Annotated in this window: 14 protein-coding genes and 1 pseudogene; 10 read left to right on the forward strand and 5 right to left on the reverse strand. The window is 62.1% G+C overall.

Annotation, left to right across the window (positions count from 1 at the left end; all coding sequences use genetic code 11):
• Nucleotides 1-167: 167 nt before the first annotated feature.
• Together GEV38_RS08375 and GEV38_RS08380 are read left to right on the forward strand one after the other, a co-directional pair.
• Nucleotides 168-2297, forward strand: coding sequence for an autotransporter outer membrane beta-barrel domain-containing protein (locus tag GEV38_RS08375; protein ID WP_236223282.1), 2130 nt, complete (start codon nt 168-170; stop codon nt 2295-2297).
• A 62-nt stretch (nt 2298-2359) separates the two neighbouring features.
• A complete protein-coding gene (locus tag GEV38_RS08380) occupies nt 2360-3856 on the forward strand; it encodes a hypothetical protein (protein WP_239688299.1) in 1497 nt (498 codons plus the stop codon).
• A 6-nt stretch (nt 3857-3862) separates the two neighbouring features.
• Here GEV38_RS08380 and GEV38_RS08385 read toward each other — a convergent pair whose 3' ends face one another.
• From GEV38_RS08385 to GEV38_RS08395, 3 genes are all read right to left on the reverse strand, one after another.
• Entirely contained in the window at nt 3863-4609 is a 747-nt protein-coding gene (locus GEV38_RS08385) for a molecular chaperone (RefSeq protein WP_015269391.1), read from the reverse strand.
• Between the two features lie 63 nt (nt 4610-4672).
• Entirely contained in the window at nt 4673-5215 is a 543-nt protein-coding gene (locus tag GEV38_RS08390) for a fimbrial protein (protein WP_015269392.1), read from the reverse strand.
• Between the two features lie 161 nt (nt 5216-5376).
• Nucleotides 5377-5790 (reverse strand): PA2817 family protein, encoded by a 414-nt coding sequence (locus GEV38_RS08395; protein ID WP_015269393.1) that lies wholly within the window; start codon nt 5788-5790, stop codon nt 5377-5379.
• Between the two features lie 273 nt (nt 5791-6063).
• Here GEV38_RS08395 and GEV38_RS08400 point away from each other — a divergent pair, with 273 nt between their 5' ends.
• Complete coding sequence (locus tag GEV38_RS08400) at nt 6064-6498, forward strand: hypothetical protein (RefSeq protein ID WP_015269394.1); 435 nt, start codon at nt 6064-6066, stop codon at nt 6496-6498.
• Between the two features lie 132 nt (nt 6499-6630).
• Here the strand turns inward: GEV38_RS08400 and GEV38_RS08405 are convergent, their stop codons facing one another.
• A complete protein-coding gene (locus tag GEV38_RS08405) occupies nt 6631-9078 on the reverse strand; it encodes an acyl-CoA dehydrogenase (RefSeq protein WP_054573457.1) in 2448 nt (815 codons plus the stop codon).
• A gap of 284 nt (nt 9079-9362) precedes the next feature.
• On the opposite strand from GEV38_RS08405, the gene GEV38_RS08410 reads away from it, so the two are divergent.
• The 3 genes from GEV38_RS08410 to GEV38_RS08420 all read left to right on the forward strand — a co-directional run bounded on the left by GEV38_RS08410 (nt 9363) and on the right by GEV38_RS08420 (nt 11839).
• A complete protein-coding gene (locus GEV38_RS08410; RefSeq protein ID WP_015269396.1) occupies nt 9363-9986 on the forward strand; it encodes a glutathione S-transferase in 624 nt (207 codons plus the stop codon).
• Nucleotides 9987-10130: 144 nt separating this feature from the next.
• Nucleotides 10131-11063 (forward strand): ABC transporter ATP-binding protein, encoded by a 933-nt coding sequence (locus GEV38_RS08415; RefSeq protein WP_013971560.1) that lies wholly within the window; start codon nt 10131-10133, stop codon nt 11061-11063.
• Nucleotides 11060-11839 carry an ABC transporter permease gene (locus GEV38_RS08420; RefSeq protein WP_015269397.1) on the forward strand — a complete coding sequence of 260 codons (780 nt, stop codon included), beginning with the start codon at nt 11060-11062 and terminating at the stop codon, nt 11837-11839. The genes GEV38_RS08415 and GEV38_RS08420 overlap by 4 nt, the downstream gene beginning before the upstream one ends.
• Nucleotides 11840-11848: 9 nt before the next feature.
• On the opposite strand, the pseudogene GEV38_RS08425 reads toward GEV38_RS08420, so the two are convergent.
• A pseudogene (locus GEV38_RS08425) lies at nt 11849-12355 on the reverse strand (DUF2062 domain-containing protein); the annotation flags it as partial.
• Nucleotides 12356-12497: 142 nt separating this feature from the next.
• On the opposite strand from GEV38_RS08425, the gene GEV38_RS08430 reads away from it, so the two are divergent.
• The 4 genes from GEV38_RS08430 (at nt 12498) to lpxK (ending at nt 17192) form a co-directional block, all read left to right on the forward strand.
• Entirely contained in the window at nt 12498-14711 is a 2214-nt protein-coding gene (locus GEV38_RS08430) for a DNA internalization-related competence protein ComEC/Rec2 (protein WP_054573477.1), read from the forward strand.
• 413 nt (nt 14712-15124) lie between these two features.
• Nucleotides 15125-15760 (forward strand): MotA/TolQ/ExbB proton channel family protein, encoded by a 636-nt coding sequence (locus GEV38_RS08435; RefSeq protein ID WP_051099753.1) that lies wholly within the window; start codon nt 15125-15127, stop codon nt 15758-15760.
• Nucleotides 15757-16191: a biopolymer transporter ExbD gene (locus GEV38_RS08440; protein ID WP_054572823.1), complete on the forward strand. Its 435-nt coding sequence runs from the start codon at nt 15757-15759 to the stop codon at nt 16189-16191. Before GEV38_RS08435 ends, GEV38_RS08440 begins: the two co-directional genes overlap by 4 nt.
• The gene (gene lpxK, locus GEV38_RS08445) at nt 16191-17192 is read left to right on the forward strand and encodes a tetraacyldisaccharide 4'-kinase (protein ID WP_054572822.1); all 1002 of its coding nucleotides are present in this window, start codon (nt 16191-16193) and stop codon (nt 17190-17192) included. The genes GEV38_RS08440 and lpxK overlap by 1 nt, the downstream gene beginning before the upstream one ends.
• The last annotated feature ends 13 nt before the right edge of the window (nt 17193-17205 follow it).

Raw genomic sequence — 17205 nt, forward strand, 5'->3', positions numbered from 1 at the left:
GGAGCTTAGGATTTTTCCTACAGAGATTTGGGAATTTCCCTTGTAGCCTTGTCGGTGATCGCTTTCCTTTGGCAACGATGATCCGACATGAACGAGGTTTGAAGTTAATGAATAAAGGCCGGAAACTGTCTTTGAGCCCTTTAGTGCAAGCGCTCTGCATGGCGCCTATGATGCTTTTGGTCACCCCTGGCGTATCGGCAGTGACCACCGTCGAGGGTACGCTTGATATAGACAGTACTACCCCGCTCGACAACTATCGGCTGAACCCCAACGCCAGGCTCAATGCGGTGGGCGCTTCAATGAATGATGTTGCTGTCGGTACTGGTGCGCACCTGAACATGCAAGCCAGCACGATCGAGGCCCAACGGGCGGATGGTGTCGATCTGGTGGCGGGCGCCTCTGCCAGCATCGCCGGCAACTCTCGGGTGGTCAGTGACCGCTTTGGCTTACGCTTGCAGCATGATGGCAGCACAGGTGCTTCGGCCTTGGTCTCCGACAGCCATGTCGAGGGTGGCAGGGCCGGGGCTCTGGTGTCCGCCGCATCACGTCTGGTGCTGCAGGGCAGCACGCTGGTTGGCAACGGCACGGCACCGGCAGCCCAGTTGTTTGGCAACGCCGAGCTTTCGGCACAGGGCAGCTCGGTGGTTGGCGCCACTGACGGCTTGCTGGTACTTGCCGACCCCACGTTCTCGGGGGCCGCCAGGATCAACTTGGTTGGCTCGCGGGTCGAGGGCCAGGATGGTTCGGCGATTGTCGTGGGGCACTCCCTGATCGGCCCGACCAAGGCGGACATCGTCGTTGCCAGTGGTTCGAGCCTGGTGGCGAGCAACGGTAACCTGCTTGAAGTGGTGGGAGGGTCCGAGGCCACCATGACTGTGGACAATAGCCACCTGGTAGGGGATGTACGGGTCGAGGCAGGTTCCAGTGCGGCCCTGATCCTGGACAATCAGGCCAGCCTGACCGGGCACCTGGAGAACGTGGCCGGTTTGACTTTGAACAACCAGGCGCGCTGGAACATGGTACAGAGCAGTCAGGTTGGCAGCCTGGCCATGAATGGTGGCGTGGTCCGTTTCGGTGAGCCAGGGCAGTACCAGCGCTTGACGCTGGGTACGCTGGCCGGTAGCGGTACCTTCATCATGGATGCTGACTTCACAACCGGTGCGACAGACTTCCTTGAAGTAGGCAACGCTACCGGTAGCCATAGCCTGCTGGTGGGTAGCAGTGGTGCGGACCCCGTGAGTGAGAACGCCCTTCACCTGGTGCATGCGGCAGCAGGTGATGCCAGCTTCTCTCTGGTTAATGGCCCGGTGGATCTCGGTGCATTTTCCTACGAGTTGGTACAGCGTGGTAACGATTGGTTCCTTGATGGTACGCGTAAAGTGATCAGCCCTGGCACTGCATCGGTGCTGGCGCTGTTCAATACCGCGCCCACCGTTTGGTACGGTGAATTGACCACCTTGCGCAGCCGTATGGGCGAATTACGCCTGGATGAGCGCAAGGCAGGGGGATGGGCGAGGGCTTATGGCAACAAGTACCAGGTTTCGGACAATGCGGGCAGCCCCTACAGCCAGGTGCAGCGTGGGTTCTCGATCGGGGTTGATGCGCCACTTCCATTCGGTGACGGCCAGTGGCTGGCCGGTGTAATGGCGGGCCACAGCTCATCTGACCTGGACCTGATTCGCGGCAGCTCCGCTGAGGTCAAGAGCTATTATCTGGGGCTTTACGCCACCTGGCTCGATGCACAAAGTGGCTACTACTTCGATGGTGTGATGAAGGCCAACCGTTTCGATAACAGTGCCAAGGTTGCTCTCAGTGATGGCCAGCGCAGCAAAGGTGACTATGACAACCTGGGCCTGGGCATGTCCGCAGAGTTCGGGCGCAACATCGACCTGGGACAGGGTTACTTTGTCGAGCCCTACACCCAATGGGCCATGGTCACGATCCAGGGTAAGGATTATCACCTGGACAATGGCCTGAAGGCTCAGGGTGACGATACCCGTTCGCTGCTTGGAAAGGCCGGGGCAACAGTGGGGCGTACCGTGCAGCTTGGCAAAGGGCGGCAGGTGCAGCCCTACGTACGTCTTGCCTACGCCCACGAATTCGTCGGCAGCAATGAGGTCAAGGTCAACGACAATCGGTTCGATAACGATCTGTCGGGCTCGCGCGCCGAATTCGGCATGGGTGTCGCCATCAGTTTGAACGAGCGCATGCAACTGCATGCCGATTTCGATTACGCCAACGGAGAAAAGATCGAGCAGCCGTGGGGGGCTAATGTCGGGTTCCGGTACAGCTGGTGATCACTAAGGAAGGAAGGCCTCGGCCTTCCTTTTTTGTGGGTCGGATTCAAAGAGGAGGTGATATGTACATCAAACCCGCGGGCTTTCTGTTCTGGCTGCAAAAGAAGTTAGCGAGCCTGTTTCGCAAGCGCCTGCTCGACCCTCCTTCTGCGCCGGCGGCGCTCGCGAACATCCCTGAGGGTGAGCTGAATTTGTTGCCGGTTGCGGCCCTTGGCCGGCCGTTGAGGATCGACGTGCCCATCTGGCAAGAGTCCAACCCGATGCCTGGTCTTCCAGAGGTATTGACGCTGTACTGGAACGGAGTGGCGGTTGGTGAGCCAAAGCGTTGGGAGGATAAGATTCCCGAGGACGATCTTTTCGTGGAAGCCCCTGTAGCAGTGCTGCTGCACGGCACCCAGGAAGTCACTTATGAAGTGTATGGGTTCAATGGTGTTGTCACACACTCCAGTCCGCTGACCCTTACGATTGACACCGTCCCCCCGGTACTCGGCGGCGATGAGGGGCTTTTGCTGTTTGATGAGGAAGTCGGGCGCGAGGGGGTGACGGCGCGCTATCTGGAAAAACATGAAGATCGCTTACTCGCTGAGGTACCTGTTTACCAGAAGGTTGCGGTAGGCGATGTAATTATCTACTACTGGGACGATCGCCCCTTTGCCAATGACAAGCTTGGCGAATATACGATTAACAGGCAGGACACTTCTCAGCCGATTTTCCTGCCGATCGAAGGCGACGATATAAGATCGCGAGGCGATGGTGAGCGCTATGTCCACTATCAGATACGTGACCGCGCGGGCAATCTCAGCGCCCGGTCCAGGCCTGTGCCGTTGCAGATAGCTGCCGTTCCAATTCCCCGGACCTTGCCTTGGCTTGAAATACCCCAGGCAACAGGCTCTGGAGAAGCGTTGTCGTTGCAGTTGAATGACTACCGGCCTCCGATGGTGGTCATCGTTCCCGAAGAGGCCGTGATTTATCCGGAGGAGCGGGTGACCGTCATTTGGGGAGAGCCAGGTGATGCGGGTTATTTCACAACATCCGAAGTGTTGCCGGGTACAGATAAACGGTTCTTGATCCCTGAGAAGAATTTGCTGGCTTACAGTAACCAGATACTCAAGGTTTCATACAAGGTTGATGACGGCATCGATGAGTTTCCCTCCACCCCGCGCAATCTCAAAGTCACGGCTCTCACAGAAAAACTGCCTCTTATCGAACTGATAGGTGTCATCGGCGATGGCTTCAGTCTAGCAAGTGCACCGGCCAAGGTGCCCGTACAGCTGGCTCCGTGGCGATTGATTGCGGTTGGGCAGCGCATCAGTATCTGGGTGACGGGGGTGTTGCAGAGCGGTGCCGAGGCTGGACCGCATCATGTCCTGACCGCGCATGCCATAAACGAAATGCAGGTGCGTCAGGGCGTTGGGGCAAACCAGGACGTCACCGTGCCGAAGACGTTTCTCGCCACCCTCAAACGTAACGCCCAGTTCACCCTGCATGTGCAGGTGAGTTTCGATGACGGGGCGCATTGGGTCGACTTCCCGGAATATCACCCTGTGCTGAGAGCCTGATCAGGCTCATGAGCGCCTTGCCGGGCTGGACATTGCTGGCGTTATGGCGCCGTAGTCATTGATGGTGGTGAAATCGACCTTCAGGTTGCCCTGGGCTGGCAGTGTTTTCAGCGGATAGGTTTGCCTACCCAGCGGGATGGCCATTTTCCTGGCATCGATTTTTTCGCTGCCCTTGGGGCTGATGAGGGTCAGCTGGTTGAAGGTGAAGTAGTAGGGAGAAGGGTTGTCCACCACCAGGTGCGGCTTGCCGTCTATGGATTGCACGGACCAAGTGAGGTTTTTTAGATGATTCTGTGGGCGACCCTTTAGCTGGCTGGGGCGGAAGAAAACCTTGATGCGTGTGCGCAGGGCGATGTTCAGCACATTGTCAGGTTTATCGTTGGCTTGCGGGATTTCCTGCAGGTTGAAGAAGAACAGTGACTCGCGGTCTTTTGGCAAGTCATTCGGCAGGCGGTTGAGCTGCACGGTCTGCTCGCTGCCCGGGTCGATGCGGAATAGCGCTGGCGAGGCAATCAAGGGGACCGCAGTGGTGCTGTCATCGGCTTCAGTATTGATCCAGGCTTGTGCGGCATAGGCCCGGTTGCTTGGGTTGGCCACGACGATGCTGGTGCTTTGTCGGTCACTGGGTTGGATGATACGGGTGGAGCTGATGGTCAGGGCGGCATTGGCGCTGAAGGGGGCGAGCAGGAGCATGCAGATGGCCAGGGCATAGGCCGAGGTCAGGTTGAACTTGCTTGAAGTCGGATGGCGCATGGGGAGTCTCTACAGGGGTCGTTGCGTGCGCCCCAGGCCCTGATCGAGCCTGGGGGCTTGTTGCTACTTGAGCGCGAACGTGTATTCGACCAGGACGTTTGCGTGGCCAGGCTCTACGGTGTTGGCGGTGGACTCGTAGTGTGCAAAGAAGTCCATCTCCGAGGGCAGGGTATCGTCGAGCGGATACGCGATGGATTCCTTATTGGGCTCCACGTAGTTTTGTGCTCTATCCAGGATGGCAAGCGCTATTCCTTTCGCGGCATCCGGGTCGATTCTGTCAAGGCCATATAGCTTTGTACCTGCTGTATCGTAAACGGGCTTGTACGTGACATAGCCATCTTGAGTGCCGACCACACAGCCGGCACCTGGCGTGACCTTCAAGGCGAAACGAACCAGCTTGGACTTGCTACCTGTAGCTGGGAAGTCCTCCGCTCGCAGGCTGCCCATTTCAAGCCTGGGGATGCTGGTTCCGGTTCCTGGGATGACCAGGTCGATAGGGCAGGTACCACCGGGTTTGATCGAGCCGGCGAAGGTGATCGTGCCTGTATCTGCAAATGCTGTGCTGCTTGCCAGGCCAAAGGCGATGGCGAGAAGGGTTTTTTTCATTTTCTGATCCTGGGGCGAAAAAACGGGCCGAACAGACAAAAACTGTTCGGCGTGCAGGATAGAAAGGGGGGCGGGGTGAAGCTGTAGGCGAAGTCTACCTTTGGTGAGGTAATTGGAGACATTGCAAGGCGCGCTCGCAAGCGTGTGGTGTGCTGTGCATATCAGTGCTGGGTATTGTCGCCATGAGCTTGGCTCATCAATCGCTTCTGCTGGTGCCAGTCGAACGCTTCGCCGCTCTGCTCGGCTTCGTAACGACGTTCTTCCAGCTGCTGGTACAGGTCCAGCTCTTCGTCGGGCATGTAGTGCAGGCAGTCACCCCCGAAGAACCACAGCAGGTCGCGTGGCACCAGGTGGGCGATTTGCGGGTAGCGCTGGATCACCTGGCAGATCAGGTCCTGGCCCAGGTACTGGCTTTCCAGCGGGTCTTGCGGTAGCAGGGTCAGCAATTCGTCGAAACGCTCGAGAAACAGGGTGTGGCTTTCCTCCGGTACCTGCTCGGCTTCACCCAGAGCCACCAGAATGGTACGCAGGTGGTTCAGCAGTTGCAGGTGGTATTCCAGGTGGGGGTTGGCCATGGGGGCGGTCCTCGGGGTAGTTGAAACGGGGGCGGAGTATACGCCGGTTGAGGGCGGGTTGGGGACGGTGGTGGCTGCTCCGCTCCATTGCGCCTTGTGATTACCCGATGCGGCATGGTCGGCGAGCACCGCGTGCGAACCATGGACCTGTCAATTCTGCCAGGTGCGCACGCACGGGTATTGATCTAGATTCAAGCCCACACAATGACACTGCACCGTTGCTGGCGGTGATAGGCGTTCAGGGCACTCAATCTTCCACGCGAGGTGCGTATCATGGAAAAGGGCAACACCCCGGCACAGAACGGTGCCATCATCTTCTGGCACGAGTCCAACGTCAGCCATGGCCTGACCTTGCCAGCAGAGGGGAGTGGCGAAAGGGCCAACAAGACGGTTGATGCGACCAACAGCGGTATTGCGATGAGCGACATCCCTTCTGCCTCGACCATTACGTTGAAGTATAGAAAGGCCCCAGACGATTGGGTTGTGCACTCATCCATCACATTCTTGACCACTCACAGGCCAGCGTCGCTCGACCGGACCCAATACAGCTATCTGCAGGGAACCTATTCCGTTGGCGACTTCGTCAGCGAAGGCCTGGGCCTGAAGGTGATTGCCAAAACGGGCTCAGCTCTCCTCCAGGCTGATATGAAAGCGAACCATCAAATAGATTGTGAAGTTCAGCTTTCCAAGTTCCCACCCAGTGCCTGAGCAGCCCTCAGGCACACGCGCTGTATTACGTGTCGCCAAGGTGTGGGACATTTCCCAAGAGACGGGGCCGCTTTGCGCCCCGTCGAAACACAAGACCGCTGTACTCCAAAATCGCGTCTGGCAATCAGCAGGTCAACGTACCTTGCCCTGCCCCAGTAGCAACTGCGTTTTGTCGAAGGCGTCCACATCGATGATCGCGCGGCGGGCTTGCTCGGCTTCACGCAATCGTTGCCCCTCGGTCGGCTGCAGTGCACCATGCTCGACTGCCGCATCGATCAGCGACTGCCCTGGTGCCGGCTGCACCTTGCCCTCCTTGATCGCCTGATGAAGTGCCTTGTACAGTGGCACGGTTTCATCCAGCAAGTCGCAAGCCCGTTGCAGCGCTGCCACCGGGTCGCCCTCGCCCTGCGGCCTGAAGCAACCAGCAAGCAGCTCTTCCAGCGCCGGGTCGCCCTTGCTGCGGCCGATCAGCGCCGCCACCTCTGCATCCAGTTCATCGCTCGGCCCGGTATGACGGCGGCCGAAGGGGAACACCAGTATCCGCAACGCGCAGCCGACAAAGCGGTTAGGGAAGTTGTCGAGCAGCCGGTCCAGGGCTGTTTCCGCCTGGCCCAGGCTTTCTTCCATCGCCCAGCGCAGCAAGGGCTGCATGTGTTCCGGTGAGCCCAGGTCGTGATAGCGCTTGAGCGCGGCGCTGGCCAGGTACAGGTAACTCAGCACATCCCCCAGCCTTGCGCTCAGCCGTTCGCGGCGTTTCAGTGCGCCGCCCAGCAACATCATCGACAGGTCAGCCAGCATGGCGAAGGCCGCTGCCTGGCGGTTGAGTGCACGGAAATAGCCTTGGCTCAGGGCATCGCCGGGCACGGATTCCAGTCGCCCCAGCCCCAGGCTGAGTATGAGTGTGCTGGCCGCATTGCCGGCGGCGAACATGATGTGTTTCATCAGCAGGTCATCGAATTCCCTCAATGCCTGGTCACCGTCCTCGCGCCCGGCCAAAGCCATTTCCTTGAGCACGAACGGATGGCAGCGGATGGCGCCCTGGCCGAAGATCATCAGGTTGCGCGAAAGGATGTTCGCCCCCTCGACGGTGATGAAGATCGGCGCACCTTGCCAGTTGCGCCCCAGATAGTTGTTCGGCCCCATGATGATGGCCTTGCCGCCATGCACGTCCATAGCGTGCTGGATGCACTCGCGGCCACGCTCGGTGAGGTGGTACTTGAGGATCGCCGACAGCACCGAAGGCTTCTCGCCCAGATCCACGGCCTTGGCGGTCAGCAACCGCGCGCTGTCCATCAGCCAGGCATTGCCGCCGATGCGTGCCAGCGACTCCTGGATACCTTCGAATGCAGCCAGCGGGACATTGAACTGTTCGCGGATGTTGGCGTACTGGCCGGTGACCAGACTGGTGTATTTGGCTGCGCCAGTGCCCACTGCCGGCAGGGAGATGGAGCGGCCTACCGACAGGCAGTTCATCAGCATCATCCAGCCCTTGCCGAGCATGGCCTGGCCACCGATGAGGAAATCCAGCGGCACGAATACGTCCTTGCCGCTGTTGGGGCCGTTCATGAACGCGGCGCCCAGTGGCAGGTGGCGCTTGCCGATTTCGACGCCGGGCGTGTCGGTAGGGATCAGCGCCAGGCTGATACCCAGTTCTTCCTGCTCGCCCAACAGGTGGTCCGGGTCGTAGGCCTTGAACGCCAGGCCCAGCAGGGTGGCGACGGGACCGAGGGTGATATAGCGCTTTTCCCAGTTCAGCCGCAGGCCGATGACCTCTTCGCCGTTCCATTGCCCTTTGCAGACCACCCCGGTGTCAGGCATGGCGCCTGCGTCGGAGCCTGCCAGCGGGCCGGTGAGGGCGAAGCAGGGGATTTCATCGCCACGCGCCAGGCGTGGCAGGTAGTGGTTGCGTTGTTCGTCAGTGCCGTAATGCAACAGCAGTTCGGCCGGGCCGAGCGAGTTGGGCACCATCACGGTGGAAGCCAGGTCGCCGCTGCGGGTAGCCAGTTTCATCGCCACCTGGGAGTGGGCGTAGGCCGAAAAGCCTTTGCCGCCGTACTCCTTGGGAATTATCAGGGCGAAGAAGCCATTCTGCTTGATATGCGCCCAGGCTTCGGGCGGCAGGTCCATGTCCTGGCCGATCTGCCAGTCGCTGACCATGGCGCACAGTTGTTCCGTCGGGCCGTCGATGAATGCCTGTTCTTCTTCGGTCAGCTGTGGAGCCGGGTAGGCGAGCAGGGTGCGCCAATCGGGACGGCCGCTGAACAGTTCGCCGTCCCACCACACGGTGCCGGCGTCGATCGCCTCGCGCTCGGTCTGCGACATCGGCGGCAGGGTGCGCTGGAACCACTTGAACACGGGGCCTGTGAATACCTTGCGGCGCCATTCCGGCAGCGCCACCAGGGCGACTTTCAGGGCCAGCACTATCCAGATCAGGGTCAGCAGCCAGCCGGGAGCACTGCTGAAAATGCCCATCAGCAGTACATAAGCCGCCATGATGCCAAGAATCTGCAAGGGCGCCAGGCGCCGGTGCGTGAGGTACGCCGCGCCGATCACCAGCACTACCAACCACAACAGCAACATAATCGGTCCTCCTTGGAACCAGGGGGGTAAGCCGTCCCAGACAGCTTAGACGCAACGCTGCGAACGGCCGGGTCAGAACAGTGACAGGGTATGGCGGCGGGAGTTTCAGGGCATTGCTTGTCTGTACCGGCCTCTTCGCGGGTGAACCCGCTCCCACAGGTACTGCATCACTCTCAGGGCTGGCGCAGAACCCTGTGGGAGCGGGTTTACCCGCGAAGAGGCCGGTACAGGCGACGAAAGTCTGGAGTAGACTGCACCACCTCCGCATTCATTAGGACGTTGCCATGCTGAAGATCTGGGGTCGCAAGAATTCGAGCAATGTGCGCAAGGCGCTATGGATCGCCCACGAACTGGGCCTGGATTTCGAGTCGATCGACGCCGGCGGCGCCTTCGGCGTGGTCAACGAGCCGCACTACCGCGCGCGCAACCCCAATGGCCTGGTGCCGATGCTGGAAGACGGCGACCTGACCCTGTGGGAGTCCAACACCATCGTCCGCTACCTGTGCGCCGAGTACGGTGCGGAGCAAGGCTGGTACCTGGAAGACCCGCGTCAGCGCTCCCTGGCGGACAAGTGGATGGACTGGACCACCTCGTCCTTCGCCACGCCGTTCCGCCCACTGTTCTGGGGCCTGTTGCGCACCCCGGAAGACCAGCGCGACTGGGTGGCGATCAACGCTGCGCACAAGCAATGCGCCCAGTTGCTGGCCATTGCCGACGAAGCCCTGGCCAAACAACCGTACCTTTCCGGTGACCAGATCGGCATGGGCGACATCCCACTGGGTAGCTTCATCTATGCCTGGTTCGAAATGCCCATCGAGCGCCCGGCCATGCGTCACCTGGAGGCCTGGTACGAGCGCCTCAAGGCCCGCCCTGCCTACCAGGCAGCGGTAATGACTGCGCTGACCTGATCGAACACCACGGCCACTTCGATAGTCATTATCAATACACATGACTGTACTTGTGCGGCCAGGCCAAGCACCATTGGCCGCACTCACTGCGCCAGTGCCTTTACCTGGCGTGTCCTGCACCTTTTTCTCGGTAAGTGACCCGCTATGAGTTCCGCCCTGTCCATCCGACAGCTGACCAAGACCTACGGCAACGGCTTCCAGGCCCTCAAGGGCATCGATCTGGATGTTGCCGAAGGCGACTTCTTCGCCTTGCTCGGCCCCAACGGCGCGGGCAAGTCCACCACCATCGGCATCCTCTCCACCCTGGTGAACAAGACCAGCGGCACGGTCAACGTGTTCGGCCACGACCTGGACCGCGAGCCGTCGGCGCTCAAACGCTGCCTGGGCGTGGTGCCGCAGGAGTTCAACTTCAACCAGTTCGAGAAAACCTTCGACATCGTCGTGACCCAGGCCGGTTACTACGGCATCCCGCCCAAGGTGGCCAAGGAGCGTGCCGAGCAGTACCTGACCCAGCTCGGCCTGTGGGACAAGCGTGACGTGCAGTCGCGTTCGCTGTCGGGGGGCATGAAGCGCCGCCTGATGATTGCCCGCGCGCTGATCCACGAACCGCGCCTGCTGATTCTCGACGAGCCCACCGCCGGTGTGGACATCGAACTGCGTCGTTCGATGTGGAGCTTCCTCACCGAGCTGAACCAGAAGGGCATCACCATCATCCTCACCACCCACTATCTGGAAGAGGCCGAGCAGCTGTGCCGTAACATCGGCATCATCGACCACGGCACCATCGTCGAGAACACCAGCATGCGCCAGTTGCTGGGCAAGCTGCATGTCGAAACCTTCGTGCTCGACCTCAGGCAGGACCTGGCCACTGCACCGGTGCTGCAGGGCTACCCGTGCCGGTTGCTGACCCCGCACACCCTGGAAGTGCAGGTGGACAAGGACATCGGCATCACTGCGCTGTTCGGCCAGCTGGCGCTGCAGAACATCGAGGTGCAGAGCCTGCGCAACAAGACCAACCGACTCGAGGAGCTGTTCGTGTCCCTGGTGGAAAAAAACCTGTCGAAGGTGGCCGTATGAGTGTGGAACTGCGCACCAACTGGGTCGCCCTGAATACCATCGTCTACCGCGAAGTGCGGCGCTTCCTGCGTATCTGGCCGCAGACCCTGCTGCCGCCAGCGATCACCATGGTTTTGTACTTCGTCATCTTCGGTAACCTGATCGGTCGGCAGATCGGCGACATGGGTGGCTTCAGCTACATGGAGTACATCGTGCCGGGGTTGATCATGATGTCGGTGATCACCAACTCCTACGGCAACGTGGTGTCGAGCTTCTTCGGCAGCAAGTTCCAGCGTTCTATCGAGGAGTTGATGGTGTCGCCGGTTTCGCCACACACCATCCTCGTCGGTTATGTGCTGGGTGGCGTGCTGCGCGGCTTGGCGGTGGGCGTGATCGTGACCTTCCTGTCGCTGTTCTTCACCCATTTGCAGGTGCACCACCTAGGCGTGACCGTGGTCGTGGTACTGCTGACCGCAACCATTTTCTCGCTGCTGGGCTTCGTCAACGCGGTGTTCGCACGCAACTTCGACGATATCTCGATCATCCCGACCTTCGTGCTGACGCCGCTGACGTACCTGGGCGGGGTGTTCTATTCGATCAACCTGCTGCCGCCGTTCTGGCAGACCGTGTCGTTGGCCAACCCGGTGCTGCACATGGTCAACTCGTTCCGCTACGGCATCCTAGGGGTGTCGGATATCAGCATTGGTACGGCGATTACCTTCATGCTGGTCGCCACCGCGGTGCTCTACCTGGTGTGCGTTCGCCTGCTGGTCAGCGGCCGCGGCATGCGTGCCTGAAGCCTTGCACCGGCATTGGCGCAGACGCCACTGCCGGCCCACCCACCAGCGCCAGTAGAGCATGGTGGTGAAGTAGCCAAGGATGCCCAGCACCACACCACACACTACCGAGCCGAGCAGGAAAGGTTGCCACAACGTCGACAGCTGGTCGGTTATCCACTGGAAAGTCAGCTCGTCGGGCAGGGTGCGCGGCGGTACCTGCATCAGCCAGGCGCCGGTCATGTAGGTGACGAAGAACACCGGTGGCATGGTCAGCGGGTTGGTCAGCCAAACCAGGCTGACCGCGATCGGCAGGTTGCCGCGCAGTGGAATGGCCAGCGCGGCAGCCAGCAGCATTTGCGCCGGCATCGGGATCAGCGCCGCGAACAGGCCAACGCCCATGGCCCTCGCCACCGAATGGCGGTTCAGGTGCCAGAGGTTCGGGTCATGCAGCAACTTGCCGAAAAAGCGTAAGGACTTGTGTTCCCGAATACTGGTCGGGTCCGGCATGTAGCGTTTGAAAAGTCGGCGCGGCATGTAGGCTCCCGGAGCGTTGATCCGGGCAGTATGCCCTGATTCCCGCTCAGCCTCGTTTAGAGTTTGTGACAATTGTTGAGCAAGCGCTGCCGGCAATTGGGCTATGCCTCAGAAGGTGATTTCGCTTCTGGAGCTCTACTTCATGCGCACAGGGATGTTTGCGCTCGCGCTCGGGCTGTTGTGCCTGGGCTTTCTCCCCGGATTGCCATCGGTCGGATGGCTGGTGCTGCTGGCTGTAGCCGGTGGCATCGGCCTGTTTACCCGGCTGTGGCCACTGGGCTGTTTTCTGTTGGGCCTGTGTTGGGCCTGCTGGTCTGCGCAGCAGGCGCTGGATGACCGCCTGGCAACCGGGCTGGATGGCCGCACCTTGTGGCTTGAGGGCCGGGTGGTCGGCCTGCCGACCCGGACTGCGCAGGGTGTGCGCTTCGAGCTGGACGCGGCCCGCTCGCGGCGGGCAGAGCTGCCGCAGCGCCTGCAACTGAGCTGGTTCGACGGCCCGCCGCTGCGCGCGGGCGAGCAGTGGCGGCTGGCGGTGACCTTGCAGCGCCCGGCCGGGCTGCTCAACCCGCATGGACCGGACCGTGAGGCGCAATTGCTGGCGCGGCGGGTCGGTGCGACCGGTACGGTCAAGGCCGGGCAGTTGCTGGCGCCGGTTGTCGGCGGCTGGCGCGACACGCTGCGCCAGCGCCTGCTGGCAGTCGAGGCCAATGGCCGGCAGACAGCGTTGGTGGCGCTGGTGCTTGGCGACGGGGCGGGCCTGGCCCGGGAGGACTGGCAAACGTTGCAGGCCACCGGCACGGTGCACTTGCTGGTGATCTCTGGCCAGCACATCGGCCTGGTTGCCGGCTTGCTGTATGGCCTGGTTGCCGGGCTGGCGCGTTGGGGGCTGTGGCCCGCTCGGTTGCCGTGGCTGCCCTGGGCGTGTGGCTTGGCCATGGCTGCGGCACTGGCCTACGGTTGGTTGGCTGGTGGCGGTGTACCGGTGCAGCGTGCCTGCCTGATGCTGGCCGTGGTGTTGCTCTGGCGCCTGCGTTTTCGCCAACTGGGTGCGAACTTACCGTTGTTGCTGGCGCTGATTGCCGTACTGTTGGTGGAGCCGTTGGCCGCGCTGCTGCCCGGGTTCTGGCTGTCGTTCGCGGCCGTGGCCACGCTTGTCTATTGCTTCAGTGCCCGCCTGGGCAGCTGGCGGCCCTGGCAGGCCTGGACGCGGGCGCAATGGGTGATTGCGATCGGCTTGCTGCCGGTACTGCTGGCTACGGGCTTGCCGGTGAGCTTGAGTGCGCCGCTGGCCAACCTTGTTGCGGTGCCCTGGGTCAGCCTGGCCGTGCTGCCATTGGCATTGCTGGGCACTTTGCTGCTGCCGTTGGGCGGGGTAGGGGAGGCACTGCTCTGGCTGGCGGGAGGTTTGCTCGATGTGCTCTTCCGGCTGCTGGAGTTGGTGGCGCAACAGCAGTCGGCGTGGCTGCCAGCAGTTCTGCCGTTGTGGGCCTGGCTGCTGGTGTGCCTGGGTACGTTGCTGGTTTTGATGCCCCGTGGCGTACCACTGCGCGGGTTGGGTGGCGTAATGCTGCTGGCGCTGTGGGTACCCCGGGAGACGGTGCCGTTCGGCCAGGTCGAGGTCTGGCAGCTGGACGTCGGCCAGGGGCTGGCAGTGCTTTTGCGCACCCGGCATCACAACCTGCTGTACGACGCCGGGCCGGCCAGGGGCGAGAGCGACCTGGGCGAGCGGGTGGTGTTGCCGACCTTGCGCAAGCTGGGGGTGGGCAGCCTGGACCTGATGCTGGTCAGCCACGCCCATGCCGACCACGCCGGTGGTGCTGGCGCAATCATGCGTGGCCTGCCGGTCGAACGGGTGATCGGCGGCGAATTGCTGGATGACCTGCAACTGCAACCTTGCGTAAGTGGCGAGCAGTGGATGTGGGATGGCGTGCGCTTTTCGATGTGGCGCTGGGCCGATGGGCAGAGCAGCAATGACCGCTCCTGTGTGTTGTTGGTCGAGGCGCAGGGTGAGCGGTTGTTGCTGGCGGGAGACATGGAGGCCGGTGCCGAACGGGCCTGGCTGGCGGCCACGGAAGCACCGCGGATCGACTGGTTGCAGTCGCCGCATCACGGCAGCCGCAGTTCGTCCAGCGAGGCCTTCATCCGCGCCACGGCGCCGCGCGGGGTACTGATTTCGCGGGGGCGCAACAACAGCTTCGGGCACCCGCATGTGCAGGTGGTCGAACGTTATCGGCGGCATGGGGTGGTGATGCATGACACGGCGGAGCAGGGGGCGTTGCGGTTGGTGCTGGGGAGGCTGGGGGAGGTGGAGGGTGTGCGGGGGCAGAGGCGGTTTTGGCGGGTTCGGGTGCAGTGAGGTGTAGTGGCTTGCAGGTGCTTGCCGTTACATTTTCAGCGCCTGTGGGATTGAGCGCCGCCCGCGCGGCGCTTCGCAGCGCAAGGCTGCTCCTACATCTGTTTCGGGCCAATTATTCCTCAGGCAAAGGCGCGCGGCCCCTTGGCGTCCACCTCGATATCGGGCCGGACAAACAAGGCGGTCGCGCGCATTGGCACAGGCGTTACTGGCCCGAAACAGATGTAGGAGCAGCCTTGCGCTGCGAAGCGCCGCGCGGGCGGCGCTCGATCTCGCAGGCGCTGCAACTGTCATGGCGACCCCCACCCCCCACCCCCTCCGCAACCCCCACACAACCCAATTCCCTGACCTCCGGCAGATGAGCCCCCGGCGCGCCTATGGTAGAGTGGCGGCCTTTTTCCGAAGGGGCGTTTACTGTGTGGGAATTGGTCAAGTCCGGTGGTTGGATGATGCTGCCGATCATTCTGAGCTCCATCGCTGCCATGGCTATCGTCGTCGAGCGCCTGTGGACCCTGCGCGCCAGTCGCGTCACCCCGCCGCACCTGCTGGGTCAGGTGTGGATGTGGATCAAGGACAAGCAACTGACCAGTGACAAGCTCAAGGCCCTGCGCGCCGATTCGCCACTGGGCGAAATCCTTGCCGCCGGTCTGGCCAACTCGCGCCATGGCCGCGAAATCATGAAGGAATGCATCGAGGAGGCCGCTTCGCGCGTCATCCACGAACTGGAACGCTACATCAGCACCCTCGGCACCATCGCCGCCATGGCTCCGCTGTTGGGCCTGCTGGGCACCGTGCTGGGCATGATCGACATCTTCAGCGCCTTCATGGGCTCGCAGATGACCGCCAACGCCGCGGTGTTGGCCGGTGGTATCTCCAAAGCCCTGGTCACCACCGCGGCCGGCCTGATGGTTGGTATCCCGGCGGTGTTCTTCCACCGCTTCCTGCAGCGCCGCATCGATGAGTTGGTGGTGGGCATGGAGCAGGAAGCGATCAAGCTGGTGGAGGTGATCCAGGGCGACCGCGAAGTGGAAGTGGCCGGAGGCAAGGCGTGAAGTTCCGGCGCAATCGCCAGCGGGAGAACGTCGACATCAACCTGGCGTCGCTGATCGACGTGGTGTTCGTCCTGCTGCTGTTCTTCGTGGTCACCACCACCTTCACCCGCGAGACCCAGCTGCGCGTCGAGCTGCCTGAAGCTGCCAGCGCCGAGCCGGCGGCGCCCGACCAGGGCAAGCTGGTGGAAATCACCATCAGCGCCGAAGGCGTGTACTCGGTGAACAACCACTTGCTGCCAAAGAGCGACCTGGCCACCCTGAGCGAAGCGATCGAGCGTGAGTCGGGCGGCGACAACAAGCTGCCGCTGGCCATCAGCGCCGACGGCAGGACCCCGCACCAGGCCGTGGTCACTGCGATGGATGCCGCTGGCAAGCTCGGTTTCAGCCAGTTGCGCATGACCACCGTCGAGGCGGCCCAGGGCACACCTTGATGGCCTTCGCCGACCGCCTGCTCGCCGCCTGGTACGCCGGGCACCCGGCCCTGGCGCTGCTGCGCCCGCTGGAGGCGCTGTATCGCCGCGTGGTCACGCGCAAGCGGGCGCGTTTTCTCAGTGGCGAAAGTGCCAGCTACCGGGCCCCGGTGCCGGTCATCGTGGTGGGTAACATTACCGTGGGTGGTACCGGCAAGACGCCGATGATCCTCTGGCTAATCGAGCACTGCCGCAAGCAGGGGTTGAAAGTGGGCGTGGTCAGCCGTGGCTATGGCGCCAAACCGCCGCAGCTACCCTGGCGCGTGCAGCCCGATCAGGCGGCCGGGCAGGCCGGCGACGAACCGCTGCTGATCGTGCAGCGCACCGGCGTGCCGCTGATGATCGACCCCGACCGCTCCCGGGCCGTGCAGGCATTGCTGGCCAGCGAACCCCTCGACCTGATCCTGTGTGACGACGGCATGCAGCACTATCGCCTGGCGCGCGACCTGGAGCTGGTGCTGATCGATGCCGCACGCGCCCTGGGCAATGGCCGCTGCCTGCCGGCGGGGCCACTGCGTGAGCCCGCCGAGCGCCTGCACGAGGCTGACGCAGTGCTGTTCAACGGCGTCAGCGCAGACCGCGCCGATGGTTTCGGCTTCCGCCTGCAGCCGTCCGCCCTGGTCAACCTGCGCAGTGGCGAGCGCCGTGCGCTTGACCATTTCCCCGCAGGCCAGCGCCTGCACGCGGTGGCCGGTATCGGCAACCCGCAACGTTTCTTCAATACCCTGCTGGGGCTAAACTGGCAGCCGGTGCCGCATCCCTTTGCCGACCATGCGCAGTTCAGCGCCCAGAGCCTGGCCTTCAGCCCGCCGCTGCCGCTGGTCATGACCGAGAAGGATGCGGTGAAATGCCGGGCCTTCGCCGCTGACGACTGGTGGTACCTGGCCGTCGAGGCGCAGCCCACGCCGGCTTTCAGCGCCTGGTTCGACAACCAGTTGCAACGCTTGCTGCGCAAGCCCTGAGCCCTTTTTCAAT

Source organism: Pseudomonas sp. 13159349, from assembly GCF_013305685.1.
Lineage (GTDB): Bacteria > Pseudomonadota > Gammaproteobacteria > Pseudomonadales > Pseudomonadaceae > Aquipseudomonas > Aquipseudomonas asiatica.

Bases quoted from the DNA above. Each gene is read 5' to 3' on its own strand.
- GEV38_RS08415 (WP_013971560.1), top strand. From the start codon at position 10,131: ATGAGTTCCGCCCTGTCCATCCGACAGCTGACCAAGACCTACGGCAAC.
- lpxK (WP_054572822.1), top strand. From the start codon at position 16,191: ATGGCCTTCGCCGACCGCCTGCTCGCCGCCTGGTACGCCGGGCACCCG.
- GEV38_RS08400 (WP_015269394.1), top strand. From the start codon at position 6,064: ATGGAAAAGGGCAACACCCCGGCACAGAACGGTGCCATCATCTTCTGG.
- GEV38_RS08405 (WP_054573457.1), bottom strand. From the start codon at position 9,078: ATGTTGCTGTTGTGGTTGGTAGTGCTGGTGATCGGCGCGGCGTACCTC.
- GEV38_RS08430 (WP_054573477.1), top strand. From the start codon at position 12,498: ATGCGCACAGGGATGTTTGCGCTCGCGCTCGGGCTGTTGTGCCTGGGC.
- GEV38_RS08410 (WP_015269396.1), top strand. From the start codon at position 9,363: ATGCTGAAGATCTGGGGTCGCAAGAATTCGAGCAATGTGCGCAAGGCG.
- GEV38_RS08380 (WP_239688299.1), top strand. From the start codon at position 2,360: ATGTACATCAAACCCGCGGGCTTTCTGTTCTGGCTGCAAAAGAAGTTA.
- GEV38_RS08375 (WP_236223282.1), top strand. From the start codon at position 168: ATGATGCTTTTGGTCACCCCTGGCGTATCGGCAGTGACCACCGTCGAG.
- GEV38_RS08390 (WP_015269392.1), bottom strand. From the start codon at position 5,215: ATGAAAAAAACCCTTCTCGCCATCGCCTTTGGCCTGGCAAGCAGCACA.
- GEV38_RS08385 (WP_015269391.1), bottom strand. From the start codon at position 4,609: ATGCGCCATCCGACTTCAAGCAAGTTCAACCTGACCTCGGCCTATGCC.
- GEV38_RS08395 (WP_015269393.1), bottom strand. From the start codon at position 5,790: ATGGCCAACCCCCACCTGGAATACCACCTGCAACTGCTGAACCACCTG.
- GEV38_RS08420 (WP_015269397.1), top strand. From the start codon at position 11,060: ATGAGTGTGGAACTGCGCACCAACTGGGTCGCCCTGAATACCATCGTC.